Here is a 25743-nt window from a genome sequence, read left to right on the forward strand (position 1 = left end):
TCCCCTACCAGTTCGATGGGTCGGCGTAATGTGTCACGGTATCCCACGTGCTTTGCGCAAAGCTGGCGAACGCTCCTCCTATTGTGTTGAAGGCACTCTCCACTTCGCTCGCCGCATAGCCCGCGCCCTGCAGAACGGTATTGACCGCATCGGGCGCAAGGTTGAAGACGTCGCTCAAGGCACGGGCGGTCGCCTCGGCCCCGTAGCCGACCCCGCGCAGCGCGGAGGCCACGGCCTGGGAAGAAGCGCCATAGGCCGTGGACAGCGCGCTGGCGACCTGGTCGGCGCCATAACCCAGGCCATTGAGCACGGTTGCAGCCGCGTTACCCGTGAGGTCGAAGACCGATTTGAGCGCACTGGCGATCTGATCGGCAGCATAGCCGGCCGCCTGCAGGGCCTTGGCCACCTCCTGGTCGGTCGCCTGGTACGCTGTAGTCAGTGCGCCCGCGACATCGCTGGCTGCGGCACCGAAGGTGCTCCTCAGAGCATTCGCAACTTCATCCAGCGCGTACGTCGACCCTCTTAGCAAGTAACCGATTTCATCAAGCGTCTTGCCGAAAGCATTCTTCAGCACATTGACTACGTACTCGGCGCCTTGAACGGCAGGCAGGATCGCATTGCTGTAGACCGCCTGCGCCCATCTGCCGGCATCGCCAAGCAGGCCGGCGAACAGCTGCTGTACATTGTTCAGTACCCAGTGCTCGATTGCCGCGAGTACGTCACTGAGCCCGCTGATGTCGATGTCAAGGTCGAATGGGCCGATGGTGCAGGTGAGCCCCTCGAAGTCGAAACCACCCGCAGCGCTGAACACCAGGTTGCTGGTGGAGGTGGACAGCCCCAGTGTAGTGTCGATCTGCGCGGTCAGGTTGATATGGCCCAGGCTCAGGCCGGCAATCGTCGGCAGTGGAATGTCGAAGTTGGGGCCGTAGGCGAACTGGCCGCTGAAGTTGTGGAAGTCCTTTAACACGCAGGCCATCGTGCCGGAAATGATGGCGCCGTAGTCGAGTGAGAAACGGATGCCGTTCTTGTCGATGGTGGCGTCGATACTGTCATGGAAACCGAGAAACGCGAGGCGGGCATCGAGCTTGAAGTAGGGCGAGTTCGACGTGCTGATCTGCAACTGTGCGCCACCGGGCGCTACCAATTGCTTACTGGTCGCCTGGTCGATAGCCTGTTTGGCTGCTGCTGACCTTGGAATGGTATTGTTGGCAATCGGGTTACCGCTGGCATCGACCTTGATGCTAACGCCGCTGCCATCGCCGCTGAGGGAAAACACCGGGCCAAAGGAGAAGGGTGCAAGTTCGGCCTTGCCTTGCACGCCGTTATTCAGGTCTATCGACAGGTCGGCGTAGAAGCCGAGCCCAAACAGATCCATCGCGGCGCTGAACCCGTACCCCATCGGCGCGAGGCTGCCATCCGGCAGGGTGACAGGCTCCATCGGGTTTTCCGCCCAATGCAATGACAGGTCGCTGAACTGGACCGGTACATCGATGTTGCAGGCCTGGTCGGTGAACAGGGTGATGACCTGCATGAGGCTCAACTGTGGCACGTAGAAGGCAAGATACAACGGATTGGGCACCTCACCCTGCAATGCGCACACCACCGCGAAGGTGTCGTCATCAAGCTGCACCACCTGGTTGCCTTCACCGATATGGAACTTGCCCTGGACACCCAGCGCAAAGCCAGGCGGCTCGAAGAACAGCCCCATGCCGACGCCGAACTGATCGAAATGCAGCCCCTTTATACCTGGCGGTGTGAGTAGGGTATGGTCGTTGCCATCTAGAGTCACGCCGATTTCCGCCTCGACGTTGTCGATAGTCATCGCGGCGATTGCGTTGAAGGTCGGGCTGTTGAACAGCGAGAACGGCATAATGGCCTTGATCTCGAATACCACGAACTTGAACAGGGGGAGGAGCGACAGCATTACCGTGGGTTTGTCCAGTTCGATCGTGCTGCTGCCCCCAATCGGAATGGACAGGTTATCGAACAGGCACTGCAGTTGCGTGCTGCCCACGGCAAGACCGGGCTCCAGGTCGACAACCACGGTGAAACGGAGGGTTGGCGAAGGCAGGATGGCCAACACATGGTCTAGCACGCCGCTGTCAAACGTAATGTCACTGAGCGTGAGCTGGCCACCGAGCTGAATGCGCTGGTTGGCCTGCGAGCAAAAGAACTTCGAGAGGATGATATCCGGCAGGCCAGAAGGCCAATCGATGCCCATGTATTGAAGCAGCGTCGACAAGCTGTAGCGCTGTTGGTCGGGAGGCAGGTTGCGTGTGGCCGGGGTGCGCGCCAGGGCAACCATCACCAGCATGTAGGAGATGTAGGAGCAGGTGCTATAGTCGGCGCTGTTCCTGAAGAAGGCATCGACGTCCTGGGCGCTGCTCTTGCCACCTTTGATCAACACGTTGAATTGCTGCACGAGCGGGTGGGTTGGGCTGTCCTGCATCAGTTTTACGAAGTTCTGCGTGGTGGCGATGACATCGAGGTCCGCCTGGTTCACCTCGAAGGTCTGCGGGGCCGTGCCCAGGGTGAACACACGCTTGACCGGCGTGTTCTGGCTGTCATAGAGGATGTAGGTGGAAATGGGACCGTGGATCGGCGTAAAGGCAGTAACGTTTGCCGCGCCCACACTGCCTAGGCTGGTCAGGGTGCCAAAATAGTTGGCGAGGCTCGTGTCATTGGTGTTGTCGACAAACGCATCGTAGACCGAGACCGGTCCGGCGAGCTTGTTGTCGATGGTGATCTGCGGGTAACTGGCCATGGACGATCTCCGCGAAACAGGGGCTGGTGTGCCCACCGCCGTTCAGGCGGCGGGCCTGATCGAAGCAGTGCTCAAACGGCGGCTTCGACCTCTATACCGATTTCCTGCTCGTACGCTTCGATACTTTCGGCTTCGGCAAGCGGTTCGTACTCGGCATTGATCTCTTGCCATTCGCTGGCACTTGTCTGGGCTTCGGCCAACGCTTGCGAGGCGTTTTTCAACTCTTGCACGGCAGCGGCATGTTGTTCGGCGTCGAGGGTGCCGATCAGCGTCTCCACCCGCTGCTGGGCTGTACTGATCTCAGTCAGTGCCTGTTGCAGATTGGCCTGGCCGGTGGCGCTCTGCGCATCGATGACCGCTTGTTGCAGTTGCTCGAAGGCGTTCTCGAACTCCGTTGTGGGAGTCAGCAGGCCGTCATTCATCTGCGAGGCGATCCACTCGTTGACCTGCGCACTCTTGGCCAAAGCCTCGTTCAAGGTCTGCGCTTGTTGCTTGCCTGCGGATTGACCGATCTGAGCGATCTGTGAAGTCAGTTTCCCCAGGATCAGGTCATCGGTGACCTGCTCGAAATTATCGACCTTGAGAATGCCGCAGACCTTGTTCTGGATGGCCTCGATCAGCGCTTCCTGCGTGGCTGTGCCGAGCGTCAGATCGATTTGGGCTTTTTGTACCATCGCCTCGTTGGCAAGCAGCGCCAAGTGTTTGGGCAAAATACCTTCCGGCAGTTCCGGCGTGTCGGTGACCGGGTTGCCCCGATGGACGAATTCATTGGTATTGCTGCTGTCGTAAACCTTATCGCCGACTTGGGGAGGGACGCCACGCAGTACGGTCTTGTCGTAGCAGAGCTTACCGTCCTCGTTGACGCTCCAGTGATCAGCGGGGTTCTGGGTGGAGTAGCGCTGGTCGGAGAAACCGAACGTGCGTTGCGATTTGTAGGTGGCGAAAGTGCCGTTGTTGCCGCTCATGCTGGTGCGACCAAGTTCCAGGCGAATGCGGGAGAACTGCTGAGTGACGCTGTCGTACTGGTAGTAGGAGGCATTGGCGTCAGTGGGCTGGGTGAACCAGGAAATGATCATACGCGTATCCTTTTGCGTTTGGGGGAACAGGCCGCAACCGCTCAGGCGGTTGCGGTATACGGGTCAGAGAGCGTCGGGGATTTCTTCGGTTTCTGGCGTGGTGTCTTCTTCGTTGAAACCCGAGTCGTTTTCCTCGTTGTTCATGTTTTCTTCGTACTGGTCCTGGGCCTCGTTGAGAGCGTCGGCCTGGCGGGTGGCTTCTTCAATGGCATCGGATGATTGCTGCAGCGCATCGACCTCCGACTTCTGCATTTGCTGAGCGCTCTGCTCGATGGTGGCCTGCATCGAGGTGGACGCTTTTGCCATGGTTGCGCTGGCATCCGTGAGGTTGCCCTGTTCGATCTGCTGCTGTGCCGTCTCGAATGACTGCTGCGCACTCGAGTAGGCGTTTTCGAAGTCCTGCGTCGGCGTCATGCCGTCTTCCAGCTGTTGATTAATCTCTTCGTTGAACGTCTGAGTTTCGTTCTCGATGGTCTGGGTGAGCACATCCTTCTGCTGGACCTGCGAAGTTTGTGCATAGCCATCAGCCACTCCCGCGCTGTCCTGGCTGATGATCTCGGCGCTATCATTGAAGGTCTCGGCATTGTCGCTGGCCGTGGTCTTCTCGATTTCTTGCACCTTATCCTGGTAGTCCGACTCGCTCTTGGCATCGGACTTGGCTTGCTCTTCCTGGCTCTGCTGGCCTTTCAGGCGTTTCTCGGCGATCTCGTACAGCATGACCAGACCCACGATCAGGCCCACCACCTGGCAGATGGTGCCGAAGGTCTGGCTGGAGGAGCCTGCCGCCGGTTTTTGTCCTGCGCTCTTGCTTGGCAGAGGGATCAGGGTCTGCGTCGAAACCACCTTTCTGCCGGCTACAGTACCGGTAAGCGTAGGGCCAGCGATGTAGCTCGTGGTTGGGGTGTTGTCGACCATGGTGGTCTGGATCACATTCATCCACACTGGCGTCAGCGACAGGCTCACATCCTGGCCGGGGTTCTGGTCGGTCAGCGTACCGTCACCGGCCATTACCGCACTGGAGGTCTGTTTCGGGCTAAGTGGCTGCAGGTTGCCGCTACTGTCCTGGGTGCACAGGGTCAGCGTTGCCGCGTTGCTGCTGGTACTTGAGGCGATGTTGAGCGTTCCCACAAGCGCCGGTACATAGCCCTGCGGCAATGGGTTTGGCGCGGCTTCGTACAGGTAGTAGGGGCCTTGCCAGCCTGAGGTGAACATGGAAAGCCAGGTCATGACGGCGTTCCATGAACTCAAGGTGCAGTTCTTGAAGTTCAGGGTGCCGGCGAAAAAGGTATTAATCGCGTTAGCATCGCCACTTTTCAACGCGATGTTGAGGTTCTTGGTCAGTGCTGAATCAGGGTTGGCCATTGCGTACTTGTGGAACAGAAACGACTGGATCATCGACTGCCGGTCGCTCTCGCCCACGGTGTAGCTCAGTGGCGGGGGATTGCCGAAAGTGAACTGAGTGCCGGACATGAATTTGAGCGGGAACTGGTAGTAGTACCAGCTTTGCAGTTCATCGATCGGACCGGTGTACATCGCCTCCAGTTGCGCGACCTGTCGAATGGTCGTCACGGTCCCGGTCGCGCCCGCGGCGATGGTGCCGAGCTTGGTGTAGACATAAGGCGCGCTCAGGCCGCTGGCGGCGGGGTTGAACACATCGTAGATGTCGATGGGAACCTTGAGCTGGTTGGTGATCTGTACCGGGATGCCGGAGAAATCACTGGACTGGCTGCTATTGGCGGTTGTTGCGACTTGGATGTTCATGATGGCTTCCTTGATTCCATGGGAAGTGAAACCCTGTCTGGGTAATTTGCAGCCAGGGACGAGCGGGTACGAATACAGCGCGATGTCTCCGGGGCAACACGTCACCTGCCGACGGTCAGTCAGCATCGTTGCTTGCGTTGTGATGAACGAGTAATGGACTTAGAAGCGCACTTCGCCGAACGGCGGCGCGTTGATCAGTTGCGAGCCGATAATGTCGGATGAAACGTGGAGGCAAGCGGCTGCGATGGGTGAGGGTGGCACGCTGGCGGCAGACATTGCCAAGCCCGTTGCGTGACGTGATCGACTCGAGAGCTTGGTCATTTTTCCTTCCCTGGGTGAAGAGCAACCAAACTGAAATGAACACTTCAATGTGTTCACGGTGTTTCACAGATATTTTTACCGAGGTTCTACATGACGGGTGGCAATAAGCCAGCAATCAGACGTTAGCCGGACCTGCCCTGGCTTTCCATGACAAGCGACGAACGGAGAATGTCCTTTGCCTGGAAGTTCTCGTTCCCCGTGTCTTGACACATTGCTGGTCATGACCTCGACGGAATCTGCAAGAGCCGATAGGTGAGGGGATGAGCATGACGTTGTCTGGCGTCTTCATATATAACTCAACTAAATGAATATTTAGTTGAGTTATAATTAATGATCATCAAAAAAACGGGCAGGGCACCTTTACCCATCAATCATGTGAAGTTTTCGCCCAGCTCGCATACCCTGGCAAAACCTTCAAAGGAATGAGACACCTTCATGCGTGGATTCACCGTCTTACCGCTGTTGTTTGCCCCCATGATCGCCTGGGGCGACTGCACGCAGCACCTGCAAACCTGGGCCCACCACCTGCATCCAACCTTGAAGCTCGCCAGCGAGTTTGCGGTCTGCAAGGTCAATCCTGCAGACGCCAGCCAGGTCCTGGCAGCCTTGCCCGTGATGATGAACGTCGATGAGTACGGGCAAGGCGATTATGGCCTGGATGTCCTGGTGGCCGAAGCTGTCAGCGGCAAGATCATTGCTCGCAGTTACCAGGAGGCAGCGATCGTCTCCGACGCGGTGCAGTTTTCAGGCCTGACGCTGGACACGGCGCGTTATCAGGTTGCGCCTGGGCAGCGGGCATTTGGCGTGCGCATTCGTCATACAGGCTCGTCGCGGGTCAATCCGTTCAGCAGCGAGACACTGAGTCTCTACGTGAACGACGGCTCGCAGTTGCGCCGGGTCATGGGAGGCCTGGTTGTAAGCAAGGGCAACGGTGAATGGGATGGTTCCTGCGCCGGTGAGTTCGGCGAGACAAAACGCACGCTAGCGATTGGCAAACCTGGCAAGGATGGCTTCAACAGGCTGCGGGTGACCGAGATATCGACTGGGAGTCGGAGCGTGCTCAAAGGCGAGGATGACTGTCAGGAAATCGAGAGCAGTACGTCGACGAAGACGTTCGATCTGGATTATGACGGTGGTCGGTATAGGGTACCGGAAGAACTGACGTTCCAGTGAGCTGGATTGGCATCAGGGCTTTGATGGAGGCTGAGATCTGGCCTCCCACTGGGCGTGGTGCTCAATGCGAATATACGCATAATGTATATTATGTTAAATCGCGTATTGTGGAAGGTGACCTTCTGGGTCGATCACCTGTGGTTTGCGTCTGCCAGATCACGCTCGAGCTGCCGGCGCCATCTCGACAACTGCACAGCGTCCTTTCGTGCGTACCTTCTGCACCAGTCGTGCTCTGTTGATGAACATATCGATCTGACAACTGCCTGAGTGCTACAACTCTTCCCAGGTCACGAATTAGCTTCGCGCAGTTATGCGCTCTGATTGCTGGATTGCCGGCTTGGGTAAGGCCATGCGAAGGCTTTCACGATACTGCTCCGCCGGCGCTTCATGGGTTACCTCGACAACAGCATCGTAATTTTCCCGGATGATCCTCTCGATCTCTGCAATCTCAGCTCGGAAGAACTCTTTCCGCCCGTTGACCTTGTTAAGCCGGCCAGATGCGAAATGCTCGTGGAGTTTCGCTTCCAATGCTGGAGCGTTGTTCGAGAAAACCATTGCATGCACGTCGAACCAAAACGGTACTGACGCGTCACCCAGCTCATCAACTCGATCCATAGGCTCTAGCCGGCGAGTCATGCCGATCTTGTAAATCCCTTCCCCGAATGCCCCCAGGTTAGAGATCACATACACATACCCAGCTTTGGCATTCTGCTCACGGTAATCAATGAGCTTTTCTTCGCTTTCGAGCTCGGCTCGCCCTGCCTCAACCTCGGCCAACTTCACCAGCAGCGCTGAGCGCTCCTCATCAGATTGCACTTGCTCAAGGCGAGCCTGAAGGTCACGCATTGCGGTCGTGAAGTGTTTCCGCTCCTTGGCAATTTTCTCCCGGGCCGCGCGAATTTCCTGCTCGAGCTTCTGCTGCTCTCGAAGTTCTTCACGAGCGCGTTTGGCCTCTTCCTTTTCCTCTTGCTTCTTGATTTGGAATTCATGAGCAAGGTGCAGTTCATCGAGCTTGAGATCGAGATAGATTCCAGATATCTCTACGCTCATGATCTTGCCTAGTCGATTGCAAGCTTCAAAGGATTTGAGGATTCGCTTTTCACCTAGCTCGACATTGTCAAACTTCACGTTAGACACGCAGGCATCGGTTTCGTTGTTGAATGAACGAACCACCAATTTGATCATGTCGTTTACGAGCTTACGACCTTGGGTTTGGCTGTTGTTCACCGTCCAGTTCGTGTTGCCGGTGGCTGCCTGCCCATTCTTGATCAGGACTTTTTGACGATCACGAATATGATCCAACCGAGCCTTGTACTCCTGGCTGGTTGTCAGCTTGAACTTAGGCTCATAGAGGGCAAAGCTTTCGAGGAGCAACGTCTCTTCCCATACGAGTATCTGCCCCTGCAGATCAGTGGAGCGCTGTGCAAGTGCAGCCAACTCCCTCTCTGAACGCTGGGTTTCCTCGCGTACAACTGCCAGCCTCGCTTGCTCTTGTTCAATCTGTTTCTGGACATCCACTACATCCATGGCGCCAATTTTCGTAACGAGCTCTTGCAGTTGCGAATGCTGTAACAGAAGCTCCGCAAGTTGTGCTTCTAGAGCTTCAGCACGCTGTCGGTGAGCCGGGCCTTTCAGATAGTCACTAAACGACATGGGTTCCTTCCTCGTTTTGAGTCGAATGCATAGACTGAAGAAGCACGAGGTAGGTATCGCAACGCCCTACAACGATTTGTCGTGCAAAGCCCTAATGGCACTGGCTCACTGCACCTCTTCTCTGCCGAGAATGAGCGTAACCGGAGTGAAATCATAAAGCCATCACGAAGTCTGCGGTGTCCGATGCTTCACTCTGTCTGGGGAAAAAGCTATTTGCATTCACACCGTGAACGGACCGGGCGCCGTGAGCGGCGCATGTCTGCTTGAGAGCGGCGCGGTCGGTGGGAGCCGGCTTGCCTCAGCACAGTTGCCTGTTCAACTGCATGGTCTATCGAATGGCCCGCCACAACACGGAACAGCGGGTCTTGACCGCCCTCCTCTCCAGCTTCGCCGAAATGCCCGACGCCGGTGGTTGTGAGCTTGCCTATCGAGCATGTCGAGCTCATCTTATGGACGATGTCGAGTGGTTGCGAAAATCCTAGGCTGGCTAAGGTGCGGCTGGAAATACCTTTTCCCTCTCTTACGATGCGTTCGATAGCCAAACATCACATCGCCCACAGATTCCGGGTGCGGGGCATCGCATCGTCCCGTGGATCCGGGCCACCTGACCTGTGCCAGAGCCCTTCCCTCTCATCCCTCTCCAAGCAGCGCTTGGATGAGTCATGGCTTTTCGCTATTGTACCTGAGCTAATGCGCTGGAGTAGGCCTGCAGAGCCAAATGACGTCCCTAGAAACCCCGAAACTCAGCACGTACCACAAAGGCGATCTCTTTGAGCAGAAGGTGTTCGAGTACCTCAGCCGTGAGCTTGAGGCCGGTAACCTCTTCTTCGCTCCTCAGTTCACCACTATCCAACGAAAACCGAAGTACTTCTCTCGAGAGCGAGAGGACTACATTGTGTTCGATATCTCCATCGAGGTGACGCGTCCAGGATTTGATACCCCTTCGATGATCATGCTGGTCGAGTGCAAGAACTACGGCAGCACCATACCGATCAATGACGTCGAGGAGTTCAGCTCCAAGATTGGTCAGGTCACCGGCCATAATGCCAAAGGCATGTTTGTCACCGCGAGCGCATTCCAGGCTAGTGCCCTGAATTTCGCCAGGAACAAAGGCATGGCGGTAGTTCGTCACCTCGATGAGGGAAATTTCACCTGGGAACTCTCGCGCTCCCTTCTCATGGGCGCTGTGAGCGCATCTGAACGCAGGAGCACTGAAATCCTGAATGCACTCATTGCTCCCTCGTTCCAGCCTGCAATCTACACTACCTACGCCGCCACTCCTCAGGGTTATACGAATTCATTGGCAGGTGTTTTCCAAAATCTTTTTTCTGAGCTTGGAAAGGATACCGCGGGCTATCAGCAGCTAATTCAGCGTCAACCTGCGACTAGGCAAAGGGTCGCGTTCCTCTCCTTACAGCAGATTGAGCAAAGGGCAACAGAGGTGCTACAGCGCACTGGCTACACCAGCGGTCATGTCGATCTGGAAAAAATAATTGACCATGAGCGCACGAGTAGTGGGCTAGAGGTGATCTTCAGCGGGCCATCGAGATCGGCCTTGGGCGGTATCTCATTCGCCCCTCCGGAGATCCAGATCTTCACAGACAACAAGGATGCGCCTCTCGCCCGGTTCACCTTGGCTCACGAGTTAGGCCATTACTATCTGGGTCACGGTGCATATCTGAAGCGTGAGCAGCTGCATGCGAGCGATATGGAGAAGCACGATAGCGTCCGAATACCTAGAACCGACGTGGAGCGACTGGAGTGGCAGGCCAATGCATTTGCTTCGTTCCTGTTGATGCCAACCATGAGGCTGCTCGAACGACTCGCGTTACTCGCAGTGATCTACAACATCCAAAACCGAGGACACGGTCTCCTCTACCTCGACCACCAGCCTGGGAATTACCGAAGCTTCCGACTGGTTTCAGACAATCTGAGCCATCACTTCCACGTATCAAAAACAGCCATTCGTCTTCGCTTGAGCCGTTTGGGGCTATTGGTTGACGCCCGAACATCAAACAGGCCACCTCTCGGCCTCCCGCAAATTGCTAGCCAAAGCCAAGAGTGGTAGTCTCCGCACCACGGTACTCGGTAGGTGCCGGCAGTCCACGCCAGCGAAGCTTTAGCACTATCGTGACAGTTGAAACACCGAACCTGACCATCATCAGGTTGCCTCGTAGTGGACACCAGGCCAGCCCTTTGCAGAGCTGAAAAATGCAAATTGCCTACAGCCACATCAAGCAAGTCAAACGCCTCGCCAAAGAGCTCAAGCAAGCTCACCCCACGCTCAAGTTAAGTCAGCGCCAAGACATCGCAGCAGTCCAGGTACTGGGCGTCAGGAACTACCACGAAGCCGCTCGCAGGTATGACCAATGGCTCATGCTCCATGTGCACATCTCACCTGACCGTAATGGTGCGAGCAAATGTACATTCTGTGACTTTACCTTTGCAGCTGATCTCAAAGAAGATCGCGATGCTCACCGTGAAGTACACGAGAAGCTGCATGAAGCAGGTGAAGCTCTAGGCTATTTCCCGGCCAACTTCTTGCAGCGTGAAAAAATGAAGTCTGAGGGTAGGAAGCAAGCGCTCTCAAACGAAAGCCTGGAGGCCCGCATCGAAGGTGTCTTGTTGGCGCTGCGTGGGTGGTTCGATCGCTCCCTAAACAATGCGATCTCTGGCGAGTACTGGCGCAGGCATCCATCGTTCGAGCTCTACGTGTCCATGATTCTGGACACCCTGAGCCATCTGTACGCAGACCTCCTACCGGAGTTAAAGGCCAGGTATGGATACCGCCCGGGCGAAATCAGCCCAGGTAAAAGCGACTGGTATCCGAAGTCCCGTTAAGCCCCTGAACTGGCCTCACCGTGATGGTGGGGCCTGCTTCCATCAGCGTAACTCAATGCATTTTGCGCCGCGCCTAACGTTCAGAAACGTCAGTAACCCCGCTCATCCATGTCGTTTTGAACCTGTTTGCGATCGCGATTGAAAGCTGCATACGGAATCGCGTGCGACGACAACCGAGGTGGATAGGCATAAGCCTCGCACTTTCACTCAGGATGGACAGAGAGATGTCACTTCGCTACCTTCAGCTCTCCGATAGGCACACTTCAAGGATCGAAATGAACGTCACAACCGTGGAATGCGAAAGCTGGGCTGACTTCAAGATCAGGATTATTAGTGATCTTTTTCCAGCAAGCAGCTTCCAAAAGGGCCGATTTCTTTTTCGAGGTCAAGGCGGTGAGTCCTGGAAACTGGCTTCCACATTTGACCGCTGGTATGCAGATAACGAAGGTCTACCCGCCAATAAGGTTGCTGTGGCTAACAGCATCCTGGAGGGATTCATACGTGAGTGTGAGCAGGAAGACCTGCCTCCAAACGTCCGAAATGACCGGATGATGATGCTGAGCTTAGGACAGCATCACGGGTTGCCCACTCGATTACTGGACTGGAGCGAAAGCCCCTACGTAGCTGCGTTCTTTGCGTTTAGCGGGCACATCCGACACGGTAATCGAATAGAGTCCAATGTGGCTATTTGGGTACTGGACTCAACACACTATATCTGGAATGACGATTCAGGTTGTTCGATCGTTAATGTCCCAAGTTTCGGTAACGAACGCATCCGAAACCAGCACGGGAAATTTACATACCTGCAGAACCACGCTCGTTCAATCGAAGACTACGTCGCGCAGCGTGAGGGTAATGAATCTGCCCTAAGAAAATACCTTGTACCAGTTGATGAAACTGGCTCTGCAATGGCTGATCTTGATGCTATGGGCCTCAGTCATTCAAGGATCTACCCTGGATTAGCTGGCAATGCCAAATCCTCGGAGGTCAGGGCAATTCTGGCTATGCGTGCAGAAAATCGCTAGAGCGGGCTTCAACCACACGGGGGGGAGCTCAAATGCACCCCGCCCGGCTAGATTTAGTGCTTGCAGAAACTAAACTCGACAGCAACTTTCGCCGCTGAAAGCTACGCGTCCTTGCGGCTTATCTAGTTTTTTGTGGGCGCGGGGCCTGTGGCCCCCTACTATGCTCTTTTGAAGGGCGTTGGCCCTGGCACTATCTCCGACTTGAATGGAAGTCGGCTCCTCGGAATCGGATTCGAAGGCGACACGGGTACCGAGCGCCCCGAAGCGGCCACCGCATTCCTACTCAGCTCTCCGTCCCACCATCAACCCATGATTCACATCTTGGGCCAGCGCCTTGGCCATGCCACTGAGGTAATGCACCGCCGTCAGCAGCGTAGGCAGATGATCCGTCTCCGCCATGGCCAGATCACTGATCTTGTGCACTGCACACATCAGCACGGTTGCCTGCTCAACCGCATGGTCCATCGAATGGCCCGCCACAACACGGAACAGCGGGTCTTGACCGCCCTCCTCTCCAGCCTCGCCAAAATGCCCGACGCCAGTGGTTGCGAGTTTCCTGATGCGCGGGGTCTGCAATTCCTTATCCATACCACTCCTCCTGCGGCCCCGCGAACGGCGCGGGGCCTGATCGGTGAACATCAATTGTGAGCCCGGGCTCGCCAGGTCAATGACGGGATTGCACGCGACTCAGCGCCACTTCCACCAGGGTGCGGGCGCTGTCGATTTCGTGCATGGCTGCGAGGGTCAAAACCTGGCCTGGGGGTTTGGCGTGCAGCAAGACGGTCTGCTGGCTGACGGTCAGGGCGCAGACGAGGTATTCGGAGATCTGGACCAGGAGGTCTTCGAGGGTGTGGGTGGTGTACTTGTCGTGTAGCGGTGGGTCAGGAACGATCTTTAGCATGGTTACACTCCTTCATCGGGATTGAACCGCCAAGATCCTGCTGTCAAACAGAATGGTGGCAGCGGTACGTGGGTTGACAGACCGAGGATGAAGGAACCCGGCGCACACGAGGTGCCCCACGTACAGCCGCCATAAGCGACAACGTGCAATCCTTCTATCAGCAACGGCCTGTCAAAGCCGTGTCGCGGGTTTGGTAGCGACTTGGCGAGACTAGATGGCTGATAGGGCTGCTGCAATGGGCTGTATGGTGGTGGGAGTATGTTTCGGAAATGGACTACAGAGAAGAGGGAAAATCCGATCCTGTGTAGATTATGGTCTCCCTCACCTGCTCCACGACGACACCGAGCTTTTCGAACAAGCTGACGATGGACCGGATATACGTTGCAGCGCTTTCACCGGTCAGGTATATGTCAGGTAAAATCCCCTTCAAACGTGGCATTGCGCCATGAATTTTTTAAAGCGCGCAACCTAAGTCATACATGTAATACCAGATCAAAAGGACGACCTAATGCAGATTTGTTTTATATGGGTAAAAAAATTTAAGAATTTAGAAAATTTTGGTATCTGCCTTTCTAATGATTTCGACTTCAAATTTGATAGCTCAAGAAATTTCCTCCAGCGCGTAGAGAAAAGCCCAATACCCAATTTATTTGGCGACACCATAACAAGCATCACTGGAGTGCTAGGTATAAACGGTGCAGGAAAAACGAATTCGCTAGAATTGATATGCCGCGTTCTGACCAGTAGAGAAAAACTCGGGCATGAATACTTGATGGTCTTCAGCGTTAATGGGGCTTTCTTTTGTTCTAGCAATTTAAAGCAACCCATTACTGCCAACTTCGAAATCAGCAGATCGACAGATATAGATAGCAACAAGGAGATGTACGCAGTATTCTTTTCTAATGTTTTCGATAAAAACTATATTGATTTTGGCGATGGGGTTGCCGATGTTTCTGTGAACAATAAAAATAACCCTAGAACTCTTGCCAGGTTACGAGACTCAATAGAGTCAGACTTCATCAATGATGTTGAATTTTTTCATTCAAGAGAATTTAAAAAGCTTGAGCTACAAGCGCCGCCGAGGGTTGAAATAAAAATTGAAAAATTTATCACCCGACACAACCAAACCTCCAGGCAAGGACCCGTAGTGCCAATTCTAAATTATTTAGCGGAAACCCGAAAGAAAAATAGGGGCAGGGGAAAACTTTACTTAGTGAGACAAACCATCCAGATGGGTTTTCTAAAGGTCTTGCTTGAAAGGGATGTACCAGATGAGCGTCTCATCGCTCACATGCTAAGTATTTTAGATGGCAATCCGCACCAAGAGCTCGAAGAACTTATTGGAGAGCTACGAGAGTGCTATTCTTCCGACAACGATGTGATCCCGTGGAATTCTAACTTTCTATTATACGAAACCCTGACAATTCTATTTAAACTAGAAAGCTTTCTTGATGAGATGAAATTCGAAATCGACGACACCATCAAAGGGCAAAAGTTTATATTTTCAATTGACTTTGAGCCGAGCGAGTCGTTCTGGTACAGACATTTGGCATGCATAATTCAATCTCTTAGATTTGGCTCAATTAGCTGGTCGGGAGTTAGTTCGGGTCAGAAAGCATATCTAAATCTATTTAGCTCGATATGGAATGGTGTGGATCGCTATAGATACACAACCAATAGAAAGCAATCAACCTTGATATGCATTGATGAGGGCGATCTCTACCTACATCCAGAATGGCAGCTGGAGTTTGTAGAAAGACTCATAAAGTGCCTACCTGAACTTTCCGAAGGAACTGTGCAAATAGTTTTCACAACGCACTCCCCGATTCTAATAAGTGATCTGCCTAACCAATGCGTGGTCATTTTAAATCATGAATACGATAGTTGTATTGGGGGTGGCGACCAGATTGCAAGTAGACACAAAACATTTGCGGCCAACCTTTACGATATTTACCAATATTCATTCGGGCTGAACCAGAAAAGAAGCGGGAATCTGTCCTCTGGTTATTTGAGAGAAATATTTAAACTTCTCGACAAAAAAAATTTAAGCCAACAGGATGCCGAAAGCCTCAGACTTGCACTGTCTGTGGTTGATGATGACGTCATTAAATTTCACATTCGCAAGCGGGTCGAAGCGCAATGATAAGCATTAATAGTCATTTGTCGACCAAGTACGCCGATGTACCCCAGCTTCTTGATGATATTGTCGAGGAAATGTGGAACGACTTGAATCCTGCCAATAGATTCAAGCAACCGATCAAACACGCCCTCACATCAAAAGCCCGAAGATTGAGGGCGTTAGTTTCAAGTCAGAAGCACGTGAATCTGGTTGGCGGCGATGCCGCTGCCAGACAATTGAAGTATGTTGAACTACTAGAGGACCCAGCTTATCTCAAGCATATCATTACCGCAAAACCTAGCCAGCTAAAATCAATAATAGCGACAGCCCAAAGTATCTTACGCGAGGAAGATCTATTTGTAATACTCAAAGGCAATACCAAGTCACAACCGTTTGGAGACCTCCTACTAAAAAGAGTATTTAATTATACGTCTTATCGGGGCAGCGATCATTGCTACAGACGCTATCAAAAGTTACTTTTTGAGCAGGCAACCTGTCCGTATTGTAACGATGAATCGGCAAAGATCATAAAAGTCGCAAAGGCTGCGCCAAAAAGCAGAATCATGATGCTTTATGATATTGATCACTTTTATCCGAAGCACGCTTTCCCTTACCTGGCGCTATCATTCTATAATCACATCCCTTCTTGCAAAACATGCAATCAGATATTTAAGGAGGGTAAAATCTTTGACATTGACACTCACATACACCCCTATCAGCGGTGTTTTGATTCTATCTATAGATTCGAACTGAACCACTCAGTGCTTAACAATGAGCCTATTGATAAGGTCAAGCTCATTAATGTGAGTACATTCCCTGACCAACTGGCTGGAATTTTAGGCCTAGAAGAGCGCTACACTGGTGGCACTAAGCTTGCGCGCACAGCAGATCTCATTGATATTCTCAGCAAGAGGACCCACTTACTTGCTAATCCTGCATGCGCTCCCGATGAGTTTAAAGCATTATTAGATTTAATTAACGCTTTTGGCGTAATAAAGAAAAAAGAAGAAATTTTATCTTTGCCGTACGGGAAATACAATAGAGACATTGTAAAAATGTTTGATATAAACAATGTATTAAACATTCACTAGTATCGGTGGTTTTTGTTCGAAAGGATTCCAGAGACGCCGCTGCAGCCCGCCAATGGTGGGCGCAGTGGCAAGCTCCATCCGCGCTAGTATCGTCGTCGCATAGACGTACCTGCGCTGTGTGGCTAAATGGGTAGCAGCGGTACGTGGGTTGACAGACCGAGGATATCGGAACTCGGCGCACTGAAGTGCCCCACGCACAGCCGCCATAGAGCGTTGCACATGATCCGTATATCAGGGGACGGTCTGTCAAAACCGTGTCGTCGATTTTGCGGCGACTTGGCGAGACTAGATGGCTGATGGGGCTGCTGCAATGGCTGAAAGGCGGCGGGAGTATGTTTCGGAAATGGACTACAGAGAAGAGGGAAGTCCGATTCAGAGCACATAAAAAGTGTTCTCTTGTCGACAACATAGGGCTGGTTGCGCCCCTGGATGTTCCCGGGCGGTACCACGGGTCAATTTTCCGCCTCGGGCGCCCGAAATGCTTTGCTGTAATAGCCGGACGAGTCGAAACAGCAAACCTGCTTCTTGCCGGTCGCAAGCATCTCGCAGGCATCACCTATTCGCTTTTCACGCGTCTTGAGTTGCTTCGCTGAGGTAATCCAGTGGATCCAGTCCACCCGCGCGAGGGTCGTCGTACTGTTCCAAACCTTTCTAGCCTCAGGCATGGTTGCCAGGGCTTCCTCGAAATCCGCTGGGATGTCAGGCTCGGGCTCCTTCTTCACAGGGACTAATTCGAGAGTAACGATATCGCCGACGGCCACACCTGCCGCGTCGAGTAACTCGCTACCGACCTTCAGCCAATGGCTCAGCTGACCATCGGGCTCCAGGGTTGCCCGGAAAGGATGCCCATTGATCGTGCCGTCAACGGACGTCCTTCCCCGCCTCGGAAGCCGTTCGCTCGCGTCCCTTGGAAGAACAGCAAACGCCCACGACCTGTCATCACCGGGCTTTAACGGACGAAGAAGCTTGGCTTCGAATCGGGACCTCGCATCGTCTGTTGTCATTGCAAGTTCTCCCACCGAGCGCCTAGTTAACCATCACTTCGTCCAGCGCCTGCTCCAGAGTGCTGACCGTACGCTCGATATTGTGTAGCTTTTCGAGCCCAAACAGGCCGATGCGGAAGGTCTGGAAGTCGGCCGGCTCGTCGCATTGCAACGGCACGCCGGCAGCAATCTGCAGGCCGTGGCTGACAAACTTCTTACCAGTCTTGATATCGGCATCATCGGTGTAGCTCACCACCACGCCAGGGGCCTGAAAGCCCACTGCGGCCACGCTCTTGATACCTTTGCGGGTCATCATTGCGCGCACCCGATCACCCAGGGCCTGTTGTTCGTCGCAGACCTTGTCGAAACCGTAGGCTTGCGTCTCTTTCATCACTTCGTTGAACCGCGCGAGGGCATCGCTGGGCATGGTCGCATGGTAGGCGTGGCCGCCCTGCTCATAGGCCTGCATGATCTGAAGCCACTTCTTCAAGTCGCAGGCGAAGCTGGTGCTTTGCGTCGATTCGATGCGCTCGAGGGCCAAGGCACTGAGCATCACCAGGGCGCAGCAAGGTGAGGCGCTCCAGCCTTTCTGCGGTGCGCTGATCAGCAGGTCGACCGCGCATTTGTGCATATCAACCCAGATCGCGCCTGAGGCGATGCAGTCCAGCACGAATAGGCCACCCACCGCATGCACAGCGTCGCCCACGGCCCTCAGGTATTCATCGGGCAGGATGATCCCTGATGACGTTTCAACGTGGGGGGCGAAGACAATCTGCGGCCTCTGCGCCTCGATGGCGGCCAGCACTTCGTCCAGAGGGGCCGGGGCGTAGGCAGCCTGGCGCCCCGCTTCAACCGGCCGGGCTTTCAGCACCGTTGTGGCCGCCGGAATGTTGCCCATCTCAAGGATCTGGCTCCAGCGATAACTGAACCAGCCGTTGCGTATCACCAGGCATTGCTGGCCGGTGGCAAACTGCCGTGCCACTGCTTCCATACCGAAGGTGCCACTGCCCGGAACCACCGCAACCGCTTGGGCGTTGTAGACCTGTTTCAGGGTGGTTGAAATGTTCTTCATCACACCTTGAAACGACTGGGACATGTGGTTGAGCGAGCGGTCCGTGTAGACCACCGAGTACTCGACCAGCCCTTCGGGATCGATACCGGGATAGATCTTCGACATGGTGCGGTTCCTTTGGCAGAGAGGTCCATGGCATCGACCCTGCCCTAAGCTATTGCAAATGACAAGATGCATCAGGCACTTCGCAATCGACAGTCTTGCCCCACCATCAAATTGGCATTGACCTATCAGCCCAAGCGCAAGATCGCGAGACTGGTAACCAGGACCTCGAGCAGATCGTTGCAACTCATCGGCTTGTACATCAGGAAGCCTTGGCCCACATCCACACCCAGCCGTTGCAGATGCAGCCGCTGCTTCTCTGTTTCGATGCCTTCGGCTATCAGTTCGAAGCCCATCGTTTGCGCCAGACCTACCAGCGCTTCAACAACCCGTGTCTCCCGCAGGCTGTTCACGTGGGCAACGAATCCTGCGTCGAGCTTGACCTGGGCAAACGGAATGCGCGCCAACCGCGCAAGTGTCGAGTGGCCCGTACCAAAGTCATCCAGCGCCAGCCCTACTCCGCTCTTCACCAGTTGGCTGATGTTCTCGATGCTGTTGAGGTTCAGCGCCAATGGGTCACGCTCGGTCACTTCGAGCATGACCTGGCTGCAAGGTACGCCGGCCTGCTCGATATGCCGGAGGATTCGGCTGGCGAAACCTTCTTCGTCCAACTGGCTGGGCTCGATGTTGTAGGAAAACACCAGCCACTCCCCCGAAGCGCTCAATTGCAGGTGCTTTTGCAGTTTCAACCCCTGCTGCAACAGGCAGTCCAGCAGTCGGGCATGGCGTTGCGGCGTATCAATCAGGTCGAGAAAAGCCTGCGGCCCCAACACCCCCTTTTGTGGATGCCGCCAGCGGGCAAGCACTTCGATACCGCAGATGCGCCCACTCCTCAAACAGACCTGTGGCTGATAGAAAGCCACGATTTGCTGCTGATCCAGAGCCTGGTCAATATCCAACGCCTCTCTCCAATCGTTCATCACTTCCCGCGATGAACGTGGCAGGCTACCGAGATTATGGCGCCTCACCGTTCGCTTGACCGTCAACGCCTTGAACAGCAATCCATCGATTTGCGCTGCCGCCAACGCATCGTAGCTGCCCACGAAATATTTGCCCGCCTGCACACGAAAATGGTTGAGCCCCCAGCGGATGGGGGCTGCCAACGCCTCACATTCGATCACCGAGAAAAAGCCGCTGTGCTCGCACAACCGACGCAAATAACCAATGCCTCCTCGCGCAGGCAAGCTGTCGCACACCACCAGGTCCGGTCCCTCCTGTCCACAGAGAGGCTCAGACCAGTCGCTTTCGTGGGTGACCACCTGCAGCCGAACGAAATCCAGCCGTGCGAACAGCGCGGTGAACCGCTCGACCCTGTAGGCATTCGCGCACAGCAAAAGCACGCTCAATGTCGGCATGGCCTGCAACTCCTGATAAAAAGCCGCGCATCGGCTTACTTGTAGGTGACAGTGAACGCCGCGCGCGCATTGGCCGAACCCGGTTCCGGGCCCAGCGACGAATCGGACGTCTGGATATAACGAGCCTTGAGCTCGATGTTCATGTTGCCGCTGCTCAGCCGCGAAATGGCCACTGCCTGCCCCAGCGGCAATGGAGTGACCCCGTCCTTGCGCAGTACCTGTACCGCGACCCCTTTTGCAGTCGACTCCGGCGTTAGGCCCAACAGACCACGCCCGGCATCAACGATGGTCGAGCCTTTGGCGCCATCGAGACGGAGCCAGGCATTGGCATTCTGATAGTAGTTCCAGCCTTGGTTGGCGGGGTAACTGCCCGGCGTGCAGTTGGTGAGCGGAATCAGTACATCGTTGCTTTGCGTATAACTATCCTTGCCCTTGAATACGTTGCGCCCGATCGTGCCCATGGGTACTTCGATATAGGCTTGGGCATTCCCCTCGATGGAGCACTCGGAGCGCACGACCGTACCCACCAGGAAGATGCTGTGCTTTCTACGATACGACCAGTAGCTAATCGTAGAGTAAGGGTTTTCTATCTTCGAGCTTCCAGCGGGAATCGCTTGACTTATTTTCACCAGGGTGAATTTTGCCGTGGCACTAGTATGTTGCGTTACCCAGCCCGTCAGACGTGTCTTGTAAGGAACATAGGGCGGCGACCCACTGCTCACATTATATTTCTTCAACGGCTCCGAACTGACCACCAGACCCACTCCGGGCACATTGGTCTTGACGATGGTCGCAGTGGAAATTCCACTCTCCATCGATGGTAATTGAATACCGTTTACCACTGGGAAGTTATCGCTGAAGCGCACATCCCATTCATCACTGGCGCCGCAGTTCCAGGGATTGTCGGGGCGGTACACATAACTCATGTTGGCCGTGCCTATGACCGACCCCACGGGGGCATCACGTGGCACATACTGTGTACCCATGTTGAAGGTTAAATAAACCTCTTCACCACCACCCGTGCAATACGAAAAAGCGGTCCCGCTGTGCAACAGCGCCATCGAGGCGAAGCCCAATGCCAGCCTATTCATCTGTCACCTCGCGTTGCATATCGACATCGCCGACAGAATAAGGCAGCCGAGTTTTGAATTATCCAGGACGCATCTTGTTAGCCACCAAGAACGTTCCCGGACTGCAACACGCCTTATCCAGATCACTGGCTAAGCGACTGTCAGGCTATAATCGCTTCCAACGCATACAAGCCGATTAACCAGAGACTAACCTGACATGAGCATTACCGTGCTGATCGTGGACGATCACCCGATCTTCTCCAGTGCCATCAGCGCCTTTCTGGAACAGACCGGATACAACGTTGTGGGCGAGTGCACCGACGGCATCGAGGCCCTGGCGAGTTTGCGCCGGCTAAGCCCGGATTACCTCATCCTGGATATTGGCCTCGACGGTCTGGATGGCCTCTCGGTGTTGCAACGCATCCACGCCGAAAACCTGCCGGTAAAGACACTGGTGTTCACCTCGCAGATGGCTGCCACCTACGCCTCACGCTGCATGCAAGCGGGTGCCAGTGGTTTCATCAACAAGAGCGCAACGCTGGACGACCTGTTGCGCGGCCTGAAGACGATCCAGGACGGCTACCTGTACTTCCCCAAGGACGTGCTCTCGCACTACATGGACTTCAACCCACAGAGCGACAACGGCACGCAGAGCCTGACCAACAAGGAAATGCTGATCCTGCAGTTGCTGGCCCAGGGCTTGAGCAACATGGAGATCGCCGAGCGGCTGCACCTCAGCCACAAGACCATCAGCGGCCACAAGGTCAACATCCTGCGCAAGCTGGGGGTACGCACCACCATCGAACTGGCCGATATCGCCAGAGACATGAACCTGATCTGAACACTGCCCCGTGAATACCCTGCGCGCCCTCCTCGCTTCGCTCCTGCTGCTGGCTGCCTTGCCATCGCTCGCCCAGGAACTGGCCCTTTCCTCCCGTGGCCAGGCCTTGAGCTTCTCTGCCCCGGTCAGCGAACCCGATCGTGCGTGGCTGGCGCAGAAACAGGTGGTCACCGTGGCCATCTCCAGCCCCGACTACCCGCCACTCACCATCATCACTGAGCACCAGCAGCTCGAAGGCATCCTCGCGGAAAACCTGCTCGCGCTGCAGGATGCACTGGGCATCCGCTTTCGGGTCGTGGTCTACGACAGCCGGGACAGTGCCTTCGCCGCTCTGGTGGCTCGCCAGGTCGACCTGGTGGACGCGGCCACGGCGCCCGAGGCCCAGCGCTACAAGGTGGCGTTCACCGCCCCCTATGCCTATACCCGCATCGCCCTGTATTCACCCACTGGGAGCTTGCTGGATATCGACCTGCGCGATGCGTCAGCTGAGATCTCTTCGACCGCCGATGGGTTCATCGATGCGCAAACGTTCCAGCTGTTCCGCACGGCCACGGTGAAGAACTACCCTACCCCGTACGAGGCCATCGCTGCGGTGCTCAAGGGCAAGGCCCAGGCGTACCTGGGTGACACCGTCAGTACCCTGTACCTGCTGAACCAGAGCTTCAACAACCTCCTGGTCACCAACACCAGCGTCAACGCCATCGAAACCGGTATCGGCTTCGCCTACACCGCCGACAACCGCAGGCTCGCAGCCATTCTCGACCAGCAGTTGCACTCCCACAGCCGTTGCCAGGTCATCAATCAGGTCAACTGGTGGGTGGCAGCGCTCAAGTGCCGTGAAGATGAACAGGTCAGCACGCTCGACGCCCAGGAAGAAGCATTGCTTAACCGCCGCGAGCCGATCAGGATAGCCGCCAGCGAAGACCTCGCGCCCTATGCTCTGTTCGACAGCCAGGGGCAGTTCGGCGGCACCATGTCCGACATCCTGGAGTTGGTGCGGATCAACTCCGGGCTGCGTTTCGAGGTGGTGCGCACCCGCTCGATCCACCAGACGCTGCAATTGCTGGACAGCGGCCAAGCAGACCTGGGGATCATCTCCCAGACAGCGTCGCGAGAGCGCAAGTACCTGTTCACCCGGCCGATCATCAACACACCGTATGCGTTGATCACCCGCACCGAGGCACCGGAGCAGCCGTATCTGGCTCCCGGTTCGACCCTCAGCATTGCCCTGCCCGAATCCGATGCGCTGATCGACTACCTGCGCGAACAGTTCCCGTCGATTGCCTTGAAGCTGACCGACAACGTTCCCGACGCGTTGAAAAGTGTCAGCAACGCAGACAGCGATTTCACGCTGCTCTCGGCCAACCAGGCTCGCTACTACCTGTCATACAAATATGAAGGGCAATTGAAAGTTGCCGATATGCTGACTCGTGTCTATGCACGGGTCGGCCTTGCGAGCACGGCGGACAATCCGGCGCTGATCTCGCTGCTGCAAAAGTCTCTGCAACGCATCTCACCCAACGAAGTCGCCACCATTTCCGGCCGCTGGCGCGCCAACGCGGCCACCGACAATCTTTACTGGACGGGCCTCAGCCTGCGGGTCTACCAGGTGCTCAGCGGGCTGTTCGTGCTGCTGCTGATCACCTGTGTGTGGATCGTCTACCTGCGCAAGCTGATCTTCAGGAAAGCCACGGTGCGCAAGGCGCTGCAAGCCAGGCTTGGCCTTATCCAGAACATTGTCGACAGCATTCCGCACCCCATCTATGTACGCGACCTTCAAGGTGCGCTGCTGCTGTTCAACACCGCCTACGCCGACAGTTTCCGTCCTTTGGCCAGCCTGGAAAGCAGCGGCGCGCAGCTCGACGCCATGCTCAATCCGACGCAACTGGCGCAGTGGCGCCTGGATTATGCCCGCGTGGCCAATACCGGCCAGCCCTGCGCGAGTGACCAGCAGCTGGCCCTACCCGGCAAGATGCTCGACATCTACCACTGGATACAACCCTTGCGCGAAGACGGGCAACAGATCTTCGGGCTGGTCTGCGGTTGGCTGGATATCGGTGATCGACTGCGCATACTGGGTGAGCTGCACGAGGCCAAGGACGCCGCCGACCAGGCCAACAGCAGCAAAACAATCTTCCTGGCGACCATGAGCCATGAAATACGTACGCCCATGAACGCAATCATCGGCATGCTCGAGCTTGTGCTGCAACGCAATGACATGGCAGGAAGATCGGTGCAGCAAGTTCAGGTGGCACACGATGTCGCGTTAAGCCTGCTGGAGTTGCTGGGCGGCATCCTCGACATCTCCAGCATCGAGTCGGGCGAGACCCGGCTGCACCTTGCGCCCTGGACCATGAGGCAGGTGGTCGACGGCGTCTTGCAGATTTTCAGCCACCAGGCTCATCGCAAGGGCCTGGACCTGGACGTTACCTACGAAGGGCATGTTGATACAGCGGTGCACCTTGACCGGCTGAAGGTCAAGCAAGTGCTGTCGAACCTGATAAGCAATGCGATCAAGTTCACCGAACAGGGCAGCGTCACCTTGCAAGTCGTTGGTCAGTCTTCGCAAGCAGGCCTGCTGGCATTCACCCTCCGCGTGCAGGACACCGGGCCCGGTATCGCTGAACAGGAACTACCGACGCTGTTCGTGCCCTTCTCTCGCGGAACCGTATCGCGCAACAGCGGCGCTGCTATCGGGCTGTCGATTGCACGCTCGCTAGCCCGCATCATGGGTGGCGATCTGGTACTGGACCCTGCATCCGACAACGGCACCAGCATGACCTTCACGCTGCCGGCCGAACCTGCGCCCGCCTGTACCACCTCCATGCCTGACGCGCTCGACGGGCCTGCCGCAACGGGTCGCGGCCCATTGAAGATACTGATCGTCGAGGACCATCTGCCAAGCCTGGTGCTGCTCAAAGAGCAGCTCGAGCTGCTCGGCCATCAGCCGACCTTGGCCCACGATGGACTCGAAGCACTGATGTGCTGGGAACAGCATGCCTTCGACCTGATCATTACTGACTGCAACATGCCCGAGCTGGATGGCCTCGGGCTGACGGAGGAGATCCGTCGCCTTGAGCGTTTGCAACGTGTACGGCCAGTCACCATTATTGGCACTACCGCCAGTGCCCGTGCCCAGGATCATGCGGCCGCCCTGGCCGCTGGCATGGACGCCTGCCTGCTCAAGCCCCTGAGTCTCGTGGTGCTGGCGCGGCATGCGCCGGCCTTCGCCCAGCAAGCACCGAGCGGCAGCGAACCTGCCGACCTGTGCGTGCCGTTGCTCGCAGGACTGCCGGAAGCGAAACGCCGACCGTTGCTGCGCAACCTGATACTGACCAACCAGCAGGATCTTTCTGCCCTGGACGACGCCCTCGGCTGCCAGGACCATGCTGCGCTGGCGAGCCTGGCGCATCGGTTCAAGACCGCTGCGCAGTTGATGCAGTCCGACGCCTTGCTGAAGCATTGTGAAGCTCTGGAGAAAGCTATCGAGGCTGGCGCCAAAAAGCCTTCGCTGACAGCGCAATGCCAGGCTATCGCAACCTTGGTGAACGACCTGAACGCTGCGCTGGCGGCCAGCCTCGACGCAACATGAGCA

Annotated in this window: 18 protein-coding genes; 8 read left to right on the forward strand and 10 right to left on the reverse strand. The window is 55.6% G+C overall.

The genetic code is table 11. The features are described from left to right. Positions 1-4: 4 nt before the first annotated feature. The 3 genes from NMG10_RS01945 to NMG10_RS01955 all read right to left on the reverse strand — a co-directional run bounded on the left by NMG10_RS01945 (position 5) and on the right by NMG10_RS01955 (position 5601). The gene (locus tag NMG10_RS01945) at positions 5-2764 is read right to left on the reverse strand and encodes a hypothetical protein (protein ID WP_232856221.1); all 2760 of its coding nucleotides are present in this window, start codon (positions 2762-2764) and stop codon (positions 5-7) included. 71 nt (positions 2765-2835) lie between these two features. Continuing rightward, on the reverse strand, positions 2836-3840 hold the full coding sequence (locus NMG10_RS01950; RefSeq protein WP_232856222.1) for a hypothetical protein: 1005 nt from the start codon (positions 3838-3840) through the stop codon (positions 2836-2838). Between the two features lie 63 nt (positions 3841-3903). Continuing rightward, on the reverse strand, positions 3904-5601 hold the full coding sequence (locus tag NMG10_RS01955) for a hypothetical protein (protein WP_232856223.1): 1698 nt from the start codon (positions 5599-5601) through the stop codon (positions 3904-3906). A 756-nt stretch (positions 5602-6357) separates the two neighbouring features. Here NMG10_RS01955 and NMG10_RS01960 point away from each other — a divergent pair. Further along, complete coding sequence (locus NMG10_RS01960; RefSeq protein WP_232856224.1) at positions 6358-7095, forward strand: hypothetical protein; 738 nt, start codon at positions 6358-6360, stop codon at positions 7093-7095. 294 nt (positions 7096-7389) lie between these two features. Here NMG10_RS01960 and NMG10_RS01965 read toward each other — a convergent pair whose 3' ends face one another. Beyond that, positions 7390-8748, reverse strand: a complete 1359-nt coding sequence (locus NMG10_RS01965; RefSeq protein WP_232856225.1) for a DUF4041 domain-containing protein — start codon at positions 8746-8748, stop codon at positions 7390-7392. 718 nt (positions 8749-9466) lie between these two features. Here NMG10_RS01965 and NMG10_RS01970 point away from each other — a divergent pair. From NMG10_RS01970 to NMG10_RS01980, 3 genes are all read left to right on the forward strand, one after another. Continuing rightward, positions 9467-10816, forward strand: coding sequence for an ImmA/IrrE family metallo-endopeptidase (locus NMG10_RS01970; protein ID WP_232856226.1), 1350 nt, complete (start codon positions 9467-9469; stop codon positions 10814-10816). A gap of 143 nt (positions 10817-10959) precedes the next feature. Then, positions 10960-11589 carry a hypothetical protein gene (locus NMG10_RS01975; RefSeq protein ID WP_254463681.1) on the forward strand — a complete coding sequence of 210 codons (630 nt, stop codon included), beginning with the start codon at positions 10960-10962 and terminating at the stop codon, positions 11587-11589. A 275-nt stretch (positions 11590-11864) separates the two neighbouring features. Next, complete coding sequence (locus NMG10_RS01980; protein ID WP_232856228.1) at positions 11865-12614, forward strand: FRG domain-containing protein; 750 nt, start codon at positions 11865-11867, stop codon at positions 12612-12614. Between the two features lie 279 nt (positions 12615-12893). Here NMG10_RS01980 and NMG10_RS01985 read toward each other — a convergent pair whose 3' ends face one another. Further along, a complete protein-coding gene (locus NMG10_RS01985; RefSeq protein ID WP_232856229.1) occupies positions 12894-13202 on the reverse strand; it encodes a DUF3077 domain-containing protein in 309 nt (102 codons plus the stop codon). Positions 13203-13278: 76 nt separating this feature from the next. Beyond that, a complete protein-coding gene (locus tag NMG10_RS01990; RefSeq protein ID WP_028688843.1) occupies positions 13279-13515 on the reverse strand; it encodes a hypothetical protein in 237 nt (78 codons plus the stop codon). Positions 13516-14023: 508 nt separating this feature from the next. Between NMG10_RS01990 and NMG10_RS01995 the strand changes: the two genes are divergently transcribed. Beyond that, positions 14024-15658 (forward strand): AAA family ATPase, encoded by a 1635-nt coding sequence (locus NMG10_RS01995; RefSeq protein ID WP_232856230.1) that lies wholly within the window; start codon positions 14024-14026, stop codon positions 15656-15658. Beyond that, on the forward strand, positions 15655-16725 hold the full coding sequence (locus NMG10_RS02000; RefSeq protein ID WP_232856231.1) for a hypothetical protein: 1071 nt from the start codon (positions 15655-15657) through the stop codon (positions 16723-16725). The genes NMG10_RS01995 and NMG10_RS02000 overlap by 4 nt, the downstream gene beginning before the upstream one ends. Before the next feature lie 452 nt (positions 16726-17177). Here NMG10_RS02000 and NMG10_RS02005 read toward each other — a convergent pair whose 3' ends face one another. The 4 genes from NMG10_RS02005 to NMG10_RS02020 form a co-directional block, all read right to left on the reverse strand. Then, positions 17178-17729 carry a YdeI/OmpD-associated family protein gene (locus tag NMG10_RS02005; protein WP_254463683.1) on the reverse strand — a complete coding sequence of 184 codons (552 nt, stop codon included), beginning with the start codon at positions 17727-17729 and terminating at the stop codon, positions 17178-17180. 22 nt (positions 17730-17751) lie between these two features. Further along, the gene (locus NMG10_RS02010) at positions 17752-18885 is read right to left on the reverse strand and encodes an aminotransferase class V-fold PLP-dependent enzyme (protein WP_254463685.1); all 1134 of its coding nucleotides are present in this window, start codon (positions 18883-18885) and stop codon (positions 17752-17754) included. Between the two features lie 125 nt (positions 18886-19010). Further along, positions 19011-20237, reverse strand: coding sequence for an EAL domain-containing protein (locus NMG10_RS02015; RefSeq protein WP_110737109.1), 1227 nt, complete (start codon positions 20235-20237; stop codon positions 19011-19013). 35 nt (positions 20238-20272) lie between these two features. Further along, positions 20273-21328, reverse strand: a complete 1056-nt coding sequence (locus NMG10_RS02020) for a fimbrial protein (protein ID WP_110737111.1) — start codon at positions 21326-21328, stop codon at positions 20273-20275. Positions 21329-21524: 196 nt separating this feature from the next. Between NMG10_RS02020 and NMG10_RS02025 the strand changes: the two genes are divergently transcribed. Both NMG10_RS02025 and NMG10_RS02030 read left to right on the forward strand, forming a co-directional pair. Further along, positions 21525-22148 (forward strand): response regulator transcription factor, encoded by a 624-nt coding sequence (locus tag NMG10_RS02025; protein WP_110737113.1) that lies wholly within the window; start codon positions 21525-21527, stop codon positions 22146-22148. Between the two features lie 10 nt (positions 22149-22158). Further along, a complete protein-coding gene (locus NMG10_RS02030; RefSeq protein WP_254463687.1) occupies positions 22159-25740 on the forward strand; it encodes a transporter substrate-binding domain-containing protein in 3582 nt (1193 codons plus the stop codon). Positions 25741-25743: the final 3 nt, after the last annotated feature.

The sequence above is a fragment of the Pseudomonas sp. DVZ6 genome (genome assembly GCF_024259445.1).
GTDB classification, from domain to species: Bacteria; Pseudomonadota; Gammaproteobacteria; order Pseudomonadales; family Pseudomonadaceae; genus Aquipseudomonas; species Aquipseudomonas peradeniyensis.

Coding starts and splice junctions, on each gene's coding strand:
- NMG10_RS02010 (WP_254463685.1), bottom strand. CDS start 18,885: ATGTCGAAGATCTATCCCGGTATCGATCCCGAAGGGCTGGTCGAGTAC.
- NMG10_RS01955 (WP_232856223.1), bottom strand. CDS start 5,601: ATGAACATCCAAGTCGCAACAACCGCCAATAGCAGCCAGTCCAGTGAT.
- NMG10_RS01980 (WP_232856228.1), top strand. CDS start 11,865: ATGAACGTCACAACCGTGGAATGCGAAAGCTGGGCTGACTTCAAGATC.
- NMG10_RS01945 (WP_232856221.1), bottom strand. CDS start 2,764: ATGGCCAGTTACCCGCAGATCACCATCGACAACAAGCTCGCCGGACCG.
- NMG10_RS01995 (WP_232856230.1), top strand. CDS start 14,024: ATGCAGATTTGTTTTATATGGGTAAAAAAATTTAAGAATTTAGAAAAT.
- NMG10_RS01985 (WP_232856229.1), bottom strand. CDS start 13,202: ATGGATAAGGAATTGCAGACCCCGCGCATCAGGAAACTCGCAACCACT.
- NMG10_RS01965 (WP_232856225.1), bottom strand. CDS start 8,748: ATGTCGTTTAGTGACTATCTGAAAGGCCCGGCTCACCGACAGCGTGCT.
- NMG10_RS02015 (WP_110737109.1), bottom strand. CDS start 20,237: ATGCCGACATTGAGCGTGCTTTTGCTGTGCGCGAATGCCTACAGGGTC.
- NMG10_RS02025 (WP_110737113.1), top strand. CDS start 21,525: ATGAGCATTACCGTGCTGATCGTGGACGATCACCCGATCTTCTCCAGT.
- NMG10_RS02005 (WP_254463683.1), bottom strand. CDS start 17,729: ATGACAACAGACGATGCGAGGTCCCGATTCGAAGCCAAGCTTCTTCGT.
- NMG10_RS01975 (WP_254463681.1), top strand. CDS start 10,960: ATGCAAATTGCCTACAGCCACATCAAGCAAGTCAAACGCCTCGCCAAA.
- NMG10_RS02000 (WP_232856231.1), top strand. CDS start 15,655: ATGATAAGCATTAATAGTCATTTGTCGACCAAGTACGCCGATGTACCC.
- NMG10_RS01970 (WP_232856226.1), top strand. CDS start 9,467: ATGACGTCCCTAGAAACCCCGAAACTCAGCACGTACCACAAAGGCGAT.
- NMG10_RS02020 (WP_110737111.1), bottom strand. CDS start 21,328: ATGAATAGGCTGGCATTGGGCTTCGCCTCGATGGCGCTGTTGCACAGC.
- NMG10_RS01960 (WP_232856224.1), top strand. CDS start 6,358: ATGCGTGGATTCACCGTCTTACCGCTGTTGTTTGCCCCCATGATCGCC.
- NMG10_RS01950 (WP_232856222.1), bottom strand. CDS start 3,840: ATGATCATTTCCTGGTTCACCCAGCCCACTGACGCCAATGCCTCCTAC.
- NMG10_RS01990 (WP_028688843.1), bottom strand. CDS start 13,515: ATGCTAAAGATCGTTCCTGACCCACCGCTACACGACAAGTACACCACC.